Raw genomic sequence first — 14,523 nt, forward strand, 5'->3', positions numbered from 1 at the left:
GTTTTACTCTCATTCTTAGTCATGGGCGGGTATGTTCTCTGGCAACCCGAAATGTACGAGGCCTATTTTCGCCTCCTGATGGAACCGGTGAAGGAGCCACAGCCTGCGCCAACCCTGACACCACGTGATGGCATTGCCGAGACCCTCCCCTCTCCGCCGCCAACCACAACCCCTCCAGTGGATTTGGGGTCACAGATTCTCGTTCTAGAAAGTGACAAAGTACTGGCGCCCATTGCCCAGAAGCTACAGCAGCAGTATCCGCATCTGACCACACGGGTATTGGCCGAGCATCTGGAAATTCGACCAGTGGTTAGCTCAGCAACAGAGCAACTACCGACACAAACAAAAGTGCTAGAAGTGGCCTATCGCGATCGCCAGCCAGAAATCGTGACCGCAGTGTTAAAGGCCGTCGCAGAAGCGTTTGTTGACTACAGTCAGCGCGATCGCCAAGAACAACTCAATCGCACCCTAGAGCAACTTGACAAAGACATCAATCAGCACCTTGCAGAATTAGAGCAACTCCAGCAGCAACTCCAAGCCAGCCAACCGCGAGGTACGAGCCTGCAACCCTCAGAACAACTGCGCTTTTTGACGGAACAGTATCGCCAAATCCATAGCCTGCGCCAAGCGGCTCGCCTTAAGGCCGTGGAAGCCTACGGTCGTTTTCAAGGGTTCCAAGAACAACTCAAGATGACCCCCGCCGAAGCCCTAGCAGCAGCAAATTTGAGTACCTCCCCTGCTTATCAGCAACAACTGGCACGCATTCAAGAACTGGATCAAGAAATTGCCAAGAATTTAGCCATTTTTCGGGAAGGGACACCCGTTATCCAAGCCCTAGAGGAACAGCGGCGAGTTTTGGTGGAGCAATTGCAGGCGATTGCCAGCCAAGTAATTGGTGAGCAATATCAAGTGGACAACCCCACTGCCCTAGGCTTTCAGGGAACAGTGTCACAAACGCTGATTGCCAACTACATTACGGCGTGGATTGAATACGAAAACCAGCGGCGCTATGATGCTGAACTTGCAGCCCCCCAAGCGGCGATTGCCCAACAATTACAACAACTGAGTAGCCAACTCCCCGCCATTGATCGCCTTGAAAATCGGATTCGGACAGCCAATCTCTCCCTAGAGATGCTCAATCAAGCCCGACAGGCGGTACAACTACAACTAGCGCAGAATAACTTTGCTTGGCAGGTGTTGACGGATTTAGAGAATCCCGCTGTCCAACCCACTTTCCCGCGCTTGCTGCTGTTGGTGCTAGGGGCAATCACCAGCCTTGTGTTGGGGGTTCTGGCTATTTATGTGGCAGATGCCGCCGCTAATACGTTTGTCAGTCCAGCACAGGTAGAAGAGGCCCTAGGCTTGCCCCTCCTTGGCAAAATTCCCAAGGCAAGCCCCCAAACCAATCTCCGCTTAGAGCGCGTGGTGAAGGGCAATTCAGGGCTGTGGCAGGTGACCCAAGTCCTACCCTCTGTCGGGGAATGGGTGAAGTTTCAAGAAGCCTTTCACCATGGGTTTGCCAACCTCCAGGCCGTGGGTTTGGGGCATTCGTTAGCCGTGATTTCAGCCCTACCCGCCGATGGGCGTACCACCGTTGCTCTGCATCTTGCCCTTGCTGCCGCAGGCACGGGTCAGCGAGTTCTGCTCATTGATGGGGATTTGCGGCGACCCCAGATTCACCGCTATCTCGGACTGACAAATGAACAGGGCTTGGCGGATTGGTTAATTCATCGGCGGTACTGGTATAGCGTTGCTCAGGCGCGGCGTGGTCTTGCAATTTTAACCGCCGGGGAGTTGCGGCAACAGCCGATGCGGCTCCTCAGCCAGGACACCGTCAAGCAGTTCATGGCTCACCTCAAAAATTACTTTGATCTGGTGATTGTGGATACACCGCCCTTGGCCAACTTTGCTGATGCCAAACTCTGGTCGGGACTGGTGGATCAGACCCTTGTGGTGGTGAATCTGAAGGCACCCCAGCAGCCTGTGCGACTAGCCTTGGCAGATTACAGTTTGGGGAATGTCAGTGCTTTAGGCGTTGTGGTTAATCTCGCCTAAAGTTAAGCTATTCTTCAAAGAACCAGAGTTCCTTGTTGATACTCTCATCCAGCACTTGGGGGGGGCGCAGAACCAGCAGGAGTTGGCCAAGAATTGAGACTGTAGGCGGTTCAGGAAACCAAGCGAGTTGGACAGTATCACTAGCCGCAGGGGCAATCAGCAGGTAGCGATCGCGCTCCCATTCTGGAAGCCCGCGATCCACAATTAGGAGCACCTGTTCAATGGGGAATCCCTCTGGCGTTGGCGGTAATTCTGTGGGTAACTCTGCCACCGGCCAAAGCACCGCGACTGGATCAATGGCATTCAGGAGAACTTGCCAACTGGGGAGAGCCACTAGGGTCATGGGTTGGGGGATAGAGACTAATTGAAAAGCGCCCGTAGAAGTTAACTGGGGTACTTGCTTCAAGGCTGTGGCAGTGAGGGGGGCTGTTCCTGCTACGGGAACGAGGTAGGGCAGATCTTCAGCGGAATCCAAGCGGTAAAGGGGGAGTCGGGGTTGGCTAGCAGCGGGAACCACAGTAAAGTCCGTCAGCAGTTTTTCAAGCGCTTGGCGACCTGTAGCGGATTCAACAAAGCGAAAGCCCTGAGCAATGAGGCGCGATCGCTGGGCTAAATCGCGTTGCTGCCGCGCCAGTTGCCAATAGTAGCGACCAATGCGATCGCCGACGCTCTCACTAAAGCCTTCACTATCATCCTTTTGATAGCTCACCGCTTTGAGGGCACGGCAGACCTCATGAACCGCAGTGACATCCAGTTGTTTCTCGACAATAAGTGTGGCTGCTGCAAGGCGATCGCCCGCCGATAAGACCCGCAGTTCATAGAGCAGATCGCTGCCCCGCGTTTGAAAATAGGCACGCACAGATTCAGGGGCTTCCCGTAGGCTCTGACTCACTTGCAGGGCAATGATCAGTTGATTTTGGTGAATGGGTTCAATGCCCGTGGCCTCAAAAATTGCTTGGGGAGAGAGCCCCTGTTTTTGCAGTTGCTGGCATCCTGCCCCCCAATCCTGCCAAGTTCCCTCTTTGCGGCGTAGGCGTTGCAGCACTTCCGTTGTCAGGGCATCCTGTTCTTGACTCATCCAATCACCTCCTAGCAGCAGGGAAGCATTCTATTGATTGCTAGCGATCGCGCACCGTTGTCCCTTGGCGTTGAATTGCCAGTATTTCCACCCGTGCCTGCACATCAAACCTTGCCCAGGTCTCCTTGAGGGCGGTGGCAATGGCAGAAGCGGTAACGGGATCTCCGAGCGCTAAAAGAGTGGGGCCTGCTCCACTGATAACCAAACCGTGGGCACCCGCCTCAAGAGCCGCCCTGTGGAGATCGGCATAACCTTTGATCAGACTTTGGCGGTAGGGTTGATGCAGGCGATCGCCCAAGGCCAGTTGCAGCCACTCCCGTTGACCCGTTTCCAAACCCCGCAGCAGAGCACCAAGGTGACTGATATTAAAAACTGCATCACTGTAGGTACAGTGGGGGGGCAGCACTTGCCGCGCTGTTTCCGTGGCTAGCTCAAAGTCTGGAATCGCCACAATCGGCACCACATCCTGATCCCAAGGAATCTCTAGCCAATGCCATCCCCCTGCACTCTCTGGGACAGCAAGACGACAGCCCCCTAGCAAGGCAGGCACCACATTATCCGGGTGGCCTTCCATTTCAATGGCCAATTCTAGAACCTCGGTATGACTGAGGGGAAAGCCCGCCAGCCGATTTGCCCCCACCAATCCACCAATAATTGCTGTCGCTGAGCTGCCTAGGCCTCGTGCGAGGGGAACCCCCAGATCAATCTCTAAGTAAACGGGTGGGGCTTCACGCCCTAGGTATTGATAGAAACGGTGGTAGGCACGATAGGCCAAATTGTCGGAGCTACTGCTGACACCGGCTGCCTCAGTGCCCCGCACACTGACATGGGGGCGATCGCTCAAGGAAAAGGTAAACGTATTGGTGAGGGTCAAAGCCGCCCCCAGACAGTCAAACCCTGGCCCCAAGTTGGCCGTTGTTGCTGGCACAGTCACCACTGTCATCATGGGTTATGGTTCCTCCCCGGTACCAAAGGCGCGATCGCCCGCATCCCCCAAGCCAGGCACAATAAAGCCCTGCTCATTCAATGTCTCATCAATCGTTGCCGCATAGACTTGCACTGCGGGAAAATGAGCACCGAGTTTCTGCAACGCTGGCGGGGCAGTGACCACGGAAATAATTCGCACCAAGGCTGGGTCAATTCCCCGCTGCACCAACTCCTGCATTGCTGTCATGATCGAACCTCCTGTTGCCAGCATCGGCTCACTAATAAGGACACGGGTTTGCGGGTCAAACTGCGGGGGCAACTTATTGAGATAGCAACTGGGCTCAAGGGTGGCCTCATCCCGCACAATCCCTAAGTGGTACGTCTTTGCTGTGGGTAAGACCCCTTGGGCACCATCCAGCAAGGCCAAACCCGCCCGCAGAATCGGTACGACCACGACGGGTACTTGGGGATTCACCACCAGCGCTGCACAGGGGGCAAGGGGCGTTTCAACCACTGTTTCCACCGTTGGTAACCATTCCCGCGCCGCCTCATAGGCCAGCCATCGCCCCAGTTCTGTCATTGCCACCCGAAATAAGGGGGTGGGCGTGTTGCGATCGCGAGCAACTGCTAGCCAATGCTGAATGAGGGGATGAGGGGGGACATAAATGCGCAATTGGGGGGTCACAGTATTGCTCCAGTACGTACCCGGCGGGCTTTCCTATTGTCCACCGAAATCGTCCCCTTTAGACACGGCCAAATCGCCGCTGTCGCTGTTGGTAATCCCGTAGCGCCTCATGGAAAGCAGCGCGGTCAAAATCTGGCCAGAGGGTCTTGGTGACGTAAATTTCTGAATAGGCCACCTGCCACAGCAAAAAGTTACTGACGCGCATCTCGCCACTGGTGCGAATCAACAAATCGGGATCCGGTAGGCCACCCGTGTACAAATGGCGTTCAAAGAGCACTTCATCAATATCCGCAGGGTCAAGGCGTCCCGCTTTTACTTGGGCTGCAATCGAACGGCAAGCGTGGATGATTTCCCGTCGCCCACCATAGTTGGTTGCCACCACAAATTTAATTTTTTGGTTATTGGCCGTAGCGGTCATCGCTCGCTCAATTTCCGCTTGTAGGGAGTTCGGCAAACACGCCAAGTCACCCACAAAGTGAATTTGCACACCCTCGGCAACCATTTCCGCTAGCTCCTGCCGCAACACCCGCTCAAAGAGGGTCATCAGAAAATCCACCTCCGGCAGGGGGCGTCCCCAGTTTTCTGTGGAGAAGGCATAGGCGGTCAGGGCTGCAATGCCCCAATCTTTGCAACAGCGCAGCAGATCCTTGAGGGTATCCACCCCCCGTTGATGCCCCATAATGCGCGGTAAATTGCGTTGCTTCGCCCAGCGGCCATTCCCATCCATAATCACCGCCACATGGCGAGGCAGGCGATCGCGATCCAAATCATCGGGTAACTCAATGAGTGAATGGGGCTGTAGCGTCATGGACACATCCTATCGGCGGAAATTAGCGCAGTGGCCATACAGTCTTCCAAAATTTTAAGCTGTGTCGACGTTGACGGGGTTGTGAAGTTCCCGTCCCTTGATCCTGCACATATTGCCGCAACAGTTCCCCTAGTTTACTGCTTGTGAGGGGACGTTGAAGCTCCCCCTTAAAGGCAAGGGAAATTGACCCCGTTTCCTCAGAGACCACTACACAGACACAGTGGCTAATCCGTTCGGTAATCCCTAGGGCAGCGCGATGGCGAGTCCCCAACTGCCAAGGCCCCGTGCGATCCGAGAGCGGTAGGATCAACTTGGCAGCAATCACTTCAGCCCCCCGCACCCAAATTGCCCCATCGTGCAGGGGGGAACTCGCCTGAAAAATTGAGGTAATGAGTTCTGGTGAAAGGCGGGCATTGAGGGCGATTCCCGCATGGGTAAAATCTTGGGGGCTGAGCTTTGTATGGGTTTCTAAGAGAATGAGTGCCCCCGTACGATCTTGAGATAATCCCTTCACTGCTGTCACAATCAGATCAACAGCATCATTGGTAAGACTCGACTCGGCCACGGGCTGCACAAAGCCCAAAAACTGTCCTCGCCCCAATTGTTCCAGAAAAATGCGAATTTCCGACTGCAGAATGACGGCTAAGGCTACTGCAGAACCAATCACTAAGTTGTGAAGTACAAAGCTCAAAAACTGTAGCTCAATGGCACGACTGAGGGAGGTCGCCAACAGGAGGAAGATAAAGCCCCGTATCATCCAGAGGGTTCGCCGCTCGGCCACAACCCGCAAAATAGCGTAGGTCAAGGCCAAGACCAAAACCACATCCACGACTGTTCGCACCTTGGCCAGTGTCTCCGAAGACAGCAGCAGCCACGACAAGTTCCCTAGGAGGCTGATCATCCCATCGTGCTCGTCACCTCCTAAGGGGTGGGGGTGCTCAATCGCAGGGGCAAGACATCATGGGCCACCAAATCAGCGTAGGTTTCCCGTTGCAGGATCAGGTTGGCTTCCCCCTCACAGACGACCACCGCCGCCGGCCGGGGCACACGATTGTAGTTGGAGGCCATGCTGTAGTTATAGGCACCTGTACTGGCCACCACTAAAATATCATTGGCTTGCAGGGGGGGTAGGGTGACTTGGGGCAGCAGAATATCGCCCGATTCGCAGTGCTGACCGGCAATACGCACGGTTTCTGTGGCGGCAGTGGTCATGCGATTGGCACACAGGGCTGTATATTGCGCCTGATAGGTAATCGGTCGTGGATTATCGGACATGCCACCGTCCACAGCGATATAGGTGCGTAGCTCAGGAATTATCTTACGGCTGCCCACCGTGTAGGCAGTCACTGCCGCAGGCCCAACGATGGAGCGACCCGGCTCGCAGATGAGTTTGGGTAAGGGAAGGTGACGTTGCTCACAGGCTTGACTCAGTTGATGGCTAATTGCCTTTGTCCAGTGGGCGATCGCCGGTGGATTATCGGAGTCTACATAGCGAATGCCAAGCCCCCCTCCCACATTCAGTTCGCGCATGGGTAGCATGGCCTCACGGGCTTGAGCCAGCCAATCCACAAGGACATCACATAGGTCTAAATGGGGTTGCTCCTCAAAAATCTGTGAGCCAATGTGGGCGTGGAGTCCGACCCAGTCCAGTTCGGGATGCGCCTTGGCAAACTGAAGCAACTCTGGAAACTGTTGCGGGTCAAAGCCAAATTTGCTGTCTAGATGCCCAGTGCGGATATATTCGTGGGTGTGGCATTCAATCCCCGGTGTCAACCGCAACATGACGCGGGGTGGAGTCGAGAGATCATGCTCCTCAACGTAGGCAGCAAGGCGCTCTAGTTCCAGCCAGTTATCGGCAACAATCGTGCAATTGACCTCAAGGGCATAGAGGAGTTCTTGGGGGGACTTGTTATTACCGTGGAAGTAAATGTGGCTGGCAGGAACCCCCGCACTCAAGGCAGTGTAGAGTTCACCCCCGGAGGCCACATCAATCCCCAAGCCTTCACTGTGGGCAAGGGCGCAGGTGGCCAAGCAGTTCCAAGCCTTTGAGGCATAGAGCACCAAAAATTCACCGCCATAGGTCTGCTGAAGGGTGTCTTGATATTGACGGCAAGCGGTGCGAAAGGTGAATTCATCAAGGATGTAGAGGGGAGAGCCAAACTGTGCCACTAACTCCACCACATCACACCCACCAATGGTGAGATGGCCTCGGGCATTGGTTTGCGCAGTCAGGGGTAAAATTTGTTGATTGGCAGCAAGGGGGACGGGGGTGGAGATCATGGGTCAATATCGCGAGAAATCAAAGAATAATAAGGACAAATCGCTATTCTCAATTCTAGGGGGATTTGGGCGATCGCTCCCTTGCCTATTTTTGGGCACTCCAGTTCAGTAAAAAAGGGGGCAGCCCTTCCTGACCATTGAGCACAATCACTTGGGGCACTTGGGCCCCTCCTTCGCGCCATGCTTCGATCGCTTCCTTTTGCAGCACTAACTGACCACCCGGAGCTTTGAGGGTTTCGGCAAGGAGGCGCTGGGCTTCCGCTTTCCCTTGGGCACGGTTAATTTCCGCTTGCGCCTGTTGAGCCGCCTCTTGGGCAATATAGACCGCCCGTTGGGCCCGCTGCTCAGCAATTTGCTTATCCTCGACGGCCTTGGAAAATTCCTCCGAAAAGTCAAGGTTAACAACACTGGTATCCAGTACGAGAATGTGGTACTTGGCTAGGCGATCGCTAAGGGCATGATCAAAATCCTCCTTGAGTTCATCCCGCTTGGTAATGGCCTCCTCCGCCGTGCGACGGGCAGCGGCAATTTTGAAGGCCTCTTGGGTCTGGGGAGCAATGATTTTGGCTACGATATTTTCCAGCGTCCCTTGGGTGCGGCGCACATCCACGATGGCCATGGGGTCTAGGCGAAAGTTGATGGCAAAACTGGCGGTAATGTCCTGTAAATCTTTGGTGGCACTTTCCGCCGGCACTTCAAACTTCTGTACGGTTACGTCATACACATTCACACTGGCAATAAACGGCGGTTTCCAGTGAATGCCCTCAAGGAGGGGGGTATCCTGAGCTTTACCCAAAATACTCAGCACTCCTGCTTGGCCGGGATTAATAATCACTACTGCATTCAAAAGGACAACCAGCAAGACAATGGCGATCGCCACCACTGAGGAGGTAAGCCGCGAACTGAGGAGTTGATTCATGGCCAAAGAATTGGATTGCTGCTTTGATTATAGGGGGAGTGCTTCCCACCGATCCTGAAGGCAATTCCTTGCTAGAGTACAGATAGTCTGTCATTTGCTGAGCGTCCTATGCGGTTGCCCATTACTGCTGTCCAAGCAGCCTACTATGGTGATGCCTACTATCGCACCCCACCTCCAGACCTCCCTTCGCTGTTGTTGAAGGAGCGGATCGTCTATCTCGGCATGCCTTTGGTGCCAGCGGTTACGGAGCTGATCATTGCGGAACTGCTCTATCTGCAATACGACGATCCCGAAAAACCGATCCGCATTTACATCAACTCGACGGGAACCTCCCGCTACGATGGCGAACCCATTGGCTTTGAAACGGAAGCCTTTGCTATCTGCGACACCATGCGCTACATTAAGCCCCCTGTGCATACGATCTGCATTGGTCAAGCAATGGGGATGGCAGCCATGTTGCTCTCTGCCGGTACCAAGGGGTGTCGCGCCAGCTTACCCCACGCCACGATTGTCCTGCACCAAACCAAGAGCTATGCCCAAGGGCAAGCCACCGATATCCAAATTCGTGCCAAGGAGGTACTGGCCACTAAGGCGATGATGGTAGAAATTTTGGCGCAAAATACCGGTCAACCCCCCGAGCGCATTACCCGCGATATGGATCGGCTGCTCTATATGACGCCGCAAATGGCCAAGGAATACGGCATTATTGACCGCATCCTCGAACCCGAAGCAGTGACCAAGAAACTACCCGCCACTCTCACCTAGTGCAAGACGGCTGCCCAGTCGCGACCAATGCGAATCGTAATATCCGAAGACAGCACCCCTGTGGAGTTGGGGGATACTCGCCCCATGCCAAGGACGGAACGAATCATTTGCGCAGCTCCAATATCCCCTTGCTGTGCCACAATCTCTGTTTCAGGGGCTTGCTGATACCACTCTTCACTAATGATTACATTGGTATAGCCGTGGTGGGCGAGAAAATCCGCCATGTCTTGGGCAGCCTCACTGCTACCGGAGGCATTTTGCAGAGCAATGCGCAGCGTACTCGTTTCACGCCACGTATGGTCAATCAGCTTCGAGGGGTGATCGCTAAAGTGCTCAGCAACCACCCGATCAATGCGGTCATAGTCAGGAAGCCAGTAGCTCTCACTAAAGCGTCCCGGCAGCAGGATCAAACGGAGGTTATCTGGCTCAATGCGCAGACTAAATTGGGCGATCGCCATCAGTTCGGCAAAGGTTAAATCCGTATCCACATATTTTCGGAGAACACCGTAGATTTTCGGCAACTGGGTCAGCATGATGGGATTGGCCAGTTTCTTTTGCAGCGCCTTAATCAGCATTTGCTGCCGCTGGGCACGACCAATATCCCCCAGTTCATCGTAACGAAAGCGAACAAAGCCCTCTGCTTGCTCCCCGTTCAGGGTTTGCAGCCCTGGTTGAAGATCAATGTAGAGTTTTTGGGTGTGATCGGTGTAAACCATCCGCTTGGGCACGTTGACTTCGACCCCCCCCACCAAATCCACCAGTTCTCGAAATGCACCTGTATCAATGCGAATGTAGCGATCAATGGGGGTATAGTTGAGAGTTTTACTCACCACCCGCACCGTTAGATCGACCTCCCCATAAACATTGGCCGCATTAATTTTGTCGATGCCATAACCGGGAATCTCAATACGGGTGTCACGGGGAATACTGAGAACGGTTATCGTGCCATTTTCAGGGTTAAACCGCGCCAGTAGGAGGGTGTCGGTGCGACCACGGAAGCGTTCCGCAGAACCTTCAGGGGCATCCAAGACCTTATCTACCCCCAGCACTAGGAGGTTCACTGGCCGACCCATGCCATACTGCAACCCCCGCGTTATCATTTCCAGCCAAGAGGGATCGCCTTGTCCCCGATGGTTAGTGCCCTGAAAGGGTGACATCAAGACAAACGTCATGCCCGCAAAGGCAGAGACCAAGGACACACCACTAAAGGCAGCAATCCAGCCTAGGGTACGCCACACTGAAGGGCGCGATCGCTGACTCCTGCTCTTTTGAGACCCTCTTTGACTTCCCCGACCACCCACAGTAGAACTCACCAGTTTACGTTGTTTGACGCCTCGTGCCACAAATTCACTCCCGAAATAAAAACGAATTGCGGGCTAGTCGGGTGGACGCAACCCCTGTCCCTAGTGTAGGGGATTGATTACTGATCCCACACTTATACCTATTGGACTGCCCAGGCTTGTTTCTATTTTTCGGCCAGTTCCTGAGATTTATGCGCTGGGCATTGGACACCGTTCCGCTGGCAGCTTAGTAGAGCCGCTCAAGGACATACTCTGTCAACTGGCTGAGGGCCTGACGCGGTTCTGACGGTGGCAGCACTTCAAGGGCCGGTAGAGCCGCCTGGGCATATTCCTTGGCTAAATTGCGAGCATCTTCGATGGCACCACTTTGGCGCACTAGGTTGAGGGCGGTTTCTAGATCCCCTTCTTCACTGAACTCGCGCTCGATGAGGGTGTGCAGATAGGGGGCTTTGGGTAGGGCAAAAAGGACGGGGGCCGTTAGGTTGCCATCCCGCAAATCTGAGCCAGCGGGTTTCCCTAGTTCTGCGGTGGAGCGAGTGAAGTCGAGGATGTCATCCACGATTTGAAAGGCCAAGCCCAAGTTTTTGCCGTAGGTGTACATGGCTTCGATGGTTTCTGGGGGCGCTTCACTGAGAACCGCTGCCGCCTTGGCACTGTTGGCAATGAGGGAAGCTGTCTTGTAGTAGGTTTTCAGTAGATAGTCCTCTAGGGTAATGCTGGTGTCAAAGCGGTTAAAGCCTTGGCGAATTTCCCCTTCAGCAAAGTCTTTGATCACTTGTGAGAGGAGTTTCACCACTTGCAGGTTATCTAAATCTGCTAAGTACCAAGAGGCTTGGGCAAACAGAAAGTCTCCCGCTTGAATGGCCACCCGATTGCCAAAGACACTGTTGACGGTGGGCACACCGCGCCGCAGTTGCGCTTGATCCACCACATCATCGTGAAAGAGACTGGCGGTGTGAATCATTTCCGTAATTTCTGCTAGGCGGCAGTGCCGGGGAGTAATCCCCTGATCGGGCAGCGTGGCTCGCGACACTAAAAAAACAATGGCGGGTCGAATGCGCTTACCACTGGCAGCAAAAAGATGTTCGGCGGCAGCAGAGAGTACGGTGTGTTGTGCTCCAATCAGTGCCTTCAGGTTCTCTGTCAGCACACAGAGATCTGCTTCGACAGGTGAAAAAAGAGAGGTTACCGAAGTCATGGACGGGCTGGCCGCATAAGTTACGAAATTTTACAGAATCCTAGTTGTATTCTAAGCGAACCCTCCAGTCTTGGGTAAGGGTTCCGATGAATTTTCAGGAAGGCTGAGAATTGAGAGCCACTCCGGTCATGGGATCAAACAGATAAAGATGGCGAGCCTGCAACTGGAGAGGGTCACCCATTTGAGGGATTTGCTGACTCGGGGCTAGCCACAGCAGTTCTTGGGAGCTATTCATCAGGCGACAGCGGACAATGGCTTCGCGGCCTAGGGGTTCAACGAGGGTGGCGATCGCCCCCAAGCCCTGCTCACTGATATACAAATGTTCTGGGCGAATGCCCACGGTGAGGGGCTGTTCACTTTCCAACGGCCAATGGGGGGTGTCCGAACAGGGCAAGGGCTGCTGCGCTATCCACAGGCGGCTACCATCCCAGCGAGCGGGCAGTAAATTCATCGGTGGGGTGCCCAAAAATCGCGCCACTATGGTATTGGCGGGTTTGTTATAGAGATCAGCAGGACTGCCAATTTGCTGAATTTGACCACGATCCAGCACCACAATGCGATCGCCAAGGGTCATGGCCTCCACCTGATCGTGGGTGACATAGAGGGTAGTAATGCCCAGTTGTTGATGCAATTGTTTCAGTTCAGCACGGGTTTGCTCCCGCAATTGGGCATCAAGGTTGGAGAGGGGTTCATCAAGGAGAAACACTTGGGGCGATCGCACCAAGGCCCTTCCCAAGGCCACCCGCTGCTGCTGACCACCGGAGAGTTGACGCGGTTTGCGCTGCAGTAGGGACTCAATCCCCAGTAGCTTAGCCACTTGAAGAATCCGTTGCTGTCGTGTGGCCGGATCAACACCGCGCATTTTCAGACCAAAGCCAAGGTTTTCGGCCACGGTCATGTGGGGATAAAGGGCATAGTTCTGAAAGACCATTGCCACATCGCGATCGCGCCCACTGCGGCCATTGACACAGGTCTCCCCAATATAAATCTCACCACTGGTGGGTTGCTCCAAGCCAGCAATGAGCCGCAATAGGGTGGATTTACCACAACCAGAAGGCCCGACAATTACCCAAAGCTCCCCTGCGGGTACCGTCAAAGACAGGGGGCCAATCCCCACTCCCGGTGCAAATCGTCGTGTGACGCCCTCTAGGCGCAGTGCTGCCGTCACAACCTATCGCCAGCCCACCCACGTAAAGAAATCTTGGCCAGTCACCCACTCGAGCACCAGCAGGGCAATAAAGCCAATCATGGCAAAGCGGCCGTTGATCAGCTCCGCATAGCGGGACCAACCAAATTGAGGGGTCAAATCATCGGACGTCGGTTCACCCATGGCGTTAGGAATGCAAAACAACTTCTTTAGCTTGGCATAGGACCTTTAGCATTTCATGCCCTTTTTGTATCTCATATTTTAGAAGAGGGCTGTTTCTGCTGTAGGGCTGTAATCACTGCCTTAATTTGGGCTTGACCGGCAGACTTTTCAAATCGCAGGGGAAACTTGCCGCGCCGCAATAACCGCCAGCCTAAGGGAGCCAGGCTCACAACCCCGCCAACGTCTCGAAAGCGATTGCCCACCACCCGTAGGCCAAATTGCCGCTCATCCACCCAGCCACCTTCTTTCACTAGTTCCAAGAGCACTTGCCGATGGCGCAAAGGACGGTCTTGATTGCGGGTTGCTGTTGTTGAGCGTGCTAGGATCGCCTGCTTGATCTCACTAATGCGATCGAGGGGTTGCACGCCCACAGGACACACCGTATTGCAATTAAAACAACGGGTACAGCCCCACACGCCACTGGTGGCAGTGTTGTATTGGGCTAGGCGTTGGTCAGTTTCGCTATCGCGGCTATCGGCCACAAGGCGAGCCGCTTTGGCAAGGGCATGAGGACCGACAAAGTTGGGATTCACGTCCACGGCATTGCAGGCACCGTAGCAGGCACCACAGAGAATACAGTTACCCGAAGCATTGAGTTTGGCGCGATCGCTGGGGGATTGGAGAAACTCCCGCTCCGGCACTTGCCGTGCCGCTGTACTCACATAAGGATTGACAGCTGAAAGTTTTTGCCAAAAATCACTCATGTCCACGACAAGGTCTTTGAGGACAGGCAAATTCCCCAAGGGGGCGATCGCAATTTGGTTGGGCACAGGACTATTGGCTAACTCGGTGCGAATACTTTGCTGACAGGCAAGCGCAGAACGACCATTGATCGTCATCGCGCAACTGCCGCAAATGGTGTTTCGACAATTTTTGCGAAAGCTAAGACTACCGTCTTGGTATCCCTTGATTTGAATGAGGGCATCAAGGATCGTCAGGGAAGGATCAATCTCTAGTTCAAAGGTTTGCCAATAGGCGCTCTTGTTGGGTGCTTGGCGGCGAATCGTCAACTGAATTGTCATATGCTGGCGTCAGCCCAATGTAGTTTCCAGTGTATAGCAAGCACTGCGGCGATGATGAAAGTTGCAACATCCCTACTTTACTTCCTCATCACAGCCCTCCTAGGGCTTGGGGGAGG

At 54.3% G+C, this 14,523-nt stretch carries 14 protein-coding genes; 2 read left to right on the top strand and 12 right to left on the bottom strand.

The window, feature by feature from the left end; translation table 11 throughout:
• The first annotated feature begins 21 nt into the window (after positions 1-21).
• A complete protein-coding gene (locus tag IGQ15_RS02685) occupies positions 22-2,055 on the top strand; it encodes a polysaccharide biosynthesis tyrosine autokinase (RefSeq protein ID WP_297048415.1) in 2,034 nt (677 codons plus the stop codon).
• A 7-nt stretch (positions 2,056-2,062) separates the two neighbouring features.
• Here the strand turns inward: IGQ15_RS02685 and IGQ15_RS02690 are convergent, their stop codons facing one another.
• The 7 genes from IGQ15_RS02690 to IGQ15_RS02720 form a co-directional block, all read right to left on the bottom strand.
• The gene (locus IGQ15_RS02690) at positions 2,063-3,133 is read right to left on the bottom strand and encodes a RuBisCO accumulation factor 1 (protein ID WP_297048417.1); all 1,071 of its coding nucleotides are present in this window, start codon (positions 3,131-3,133) and stop codon (positions 2,063-2,065) included.
• Positions 3,134-3,173: 40 nt separating this feature from the next.
• Positions 3,174-4,079 carry a homoserine kinase gene (gene thrB / locus IGQ15_RS02695; RefSeq protein ID WP_297048419.1) on the bottom strand — a complete coding sequence of 302 codons (906 nt, stop codon included), beginning with the start codon at positions 4,077-4,079 and terminating at the stop codon, positions 3,174-3,176.
• A 3-nt stretch (positions 4,080-4,082) separates the two neighbouring features.
• Entirely contained in the window at positions 4,083-4,745 is a 663-nt protein-coding gene (gene upp, locus IGQ15_RS02700) for a uracil phosphoribosyltransferase (protein WP_297048420.1), read from the bottom strand.
• 58 nt (positions 4,746-4,803) lie between these two features.
• Positions 4,804-5,553, bottom strand: a complete 750-nt coding sequence (gene uppS / locus IGQ15_RS02705) for a polyprenyl diphosphate synthase (protein ID WP_297048422.1) — start codon at positions 5,551-5,553, stop codon at positions 4,804-4,806.
• A gap of 22 nt (positions 5,554-5,575) precedes the next feature.
• A complete protein-coding gene (gene cdaA, locus IGQ15_RS02710) occupies positions 5,576-6,454 on the bottom strand; it encodes a diadenylate cyclase CdaA (RefSeq protein WP_297048424.1) in 879 nt (292 codons plus the stop codon).
• Positions 6,455-6,474: 20 nt separating this feature from the next.
• A complete protein-coding gene (gene lysA / locus IGQ15_RS02715) occupies positions 6,475-7,833 on the bottom strand; it encodes a diaminopimelate decarboxylase (RefSeq protein WP_297048427.1) in 1,359 nt (452 codons plus the stop codon).
• Between the two features lie 85 nt (positions 7,834-7,918).
• The gene (locus IGQ15_RS02720) at positions 7,919-8,752 is read right to left on the bottom strand and encodes a prohibitin family protein (protein ID WP_297048493.1); all 834 of its coding nucleotides are present in this window, start codon (positions 8,750-8,752) and stop codon (positions 7,919-7,921) included.
• Positions 8,753-8,860: 108 nt separating this feature from the next.
• Here IGQ15_RS02720 and IGQ15_RS02725 point away from each other — a divergent pair, with 108 nt between their 5' ends.
• A complete protein-coding gene (locus tag IGQ15_RS02725) occupies positions 8,861-9,517 on the top strand; it encodes an ATP-dependent Clp protease proteolytic subunit (RefSeq protein ID WP_297048429.1) in 657 nt (218 codons plus the stop codon).
• Here the strand turns inward: IGQ15_RS02725 and IGQ15_RS02730 are convergent.
• The 5 genes from IGQ15_RS02730 to IGQ15_RS02750 form a co-directional block, all read right to left on the bottom strand.
• Positions 9,514-10,860 (bottom strand): LCP family protein, encoded by a 1,347-nt coding sequence (locus tag IGQ15_RS02730; RefSeq protein ID WP_297048431.1) that lies wholly within the window; start codon positions 10,858-10,860, stop codon positions 9,514-9,516. The genes IGQ15_RS02725 and IGQ15_RS02730 overlap by 4 nt on opposite strands.
• Before the next feature lie 184 nt (positions 10,861-11,044).
• A complete protein-coding gene (gene sds / locus IGQ15_RS02735; protein WP_297048434.1) occupies positions 11,045-12,016 on the bottom strand; it encodes a solanesyl diphosphate synthase in 972 nt (323 codons plus the stop codon).
• 94 nt (positions 12,017-12,110) lie between these two features.
• Positions 12,111-13,184 carry an ATP-binding cassette domain-containing protein gene (locus IGQ15_RS02740; RefSeq protein ID WP_297048436.1) on the bottom strand — a complete coding sequence of 358 codons (1,074 nt, stop codon included), beginning with the start codon at positions 13,182-13,184 and terminating at the stop codon, positions 12,111-12,113.
• Positions 13,185-13,187: 3 nt separating this feature from the next.
• Positions 13,188-13,346 (bottom strand): chlorophyll a/b-binding protein, encoded by a 159-nt coding sequence (locus tag IGQ15_RS02745; protein WP_297048438.1) that lies wholly within the window; start codon positions 13,344-13,346, stop codon positions 13,188-13,190.
• Positions 13,347-13,417: 71 nt separating this feature from the next.
• Entirely contained in the window at positions 13,418-14,407 is a 990-nt protein-coding gene (locus tag IGQ15_RS02750; protein WP_297048439.1) for a succinate dehydrogenase/fumarate reductase iron-sulfur subunit, read from the bottom strand.
• Between the last annotated feature and the right edge of the window lie 116 nt (positions 14,408-14,523).

This window comes from Thermosynechococcus sp. M98_K2018_005, assembly GCF_015295825.1.
Taxonomy (GTDB): Bacteria; Cyanobacteriota; Cyanobacteriia; order Thermosynechococcales; family Thermosynechococcaceae; genus Thermosynechococcus.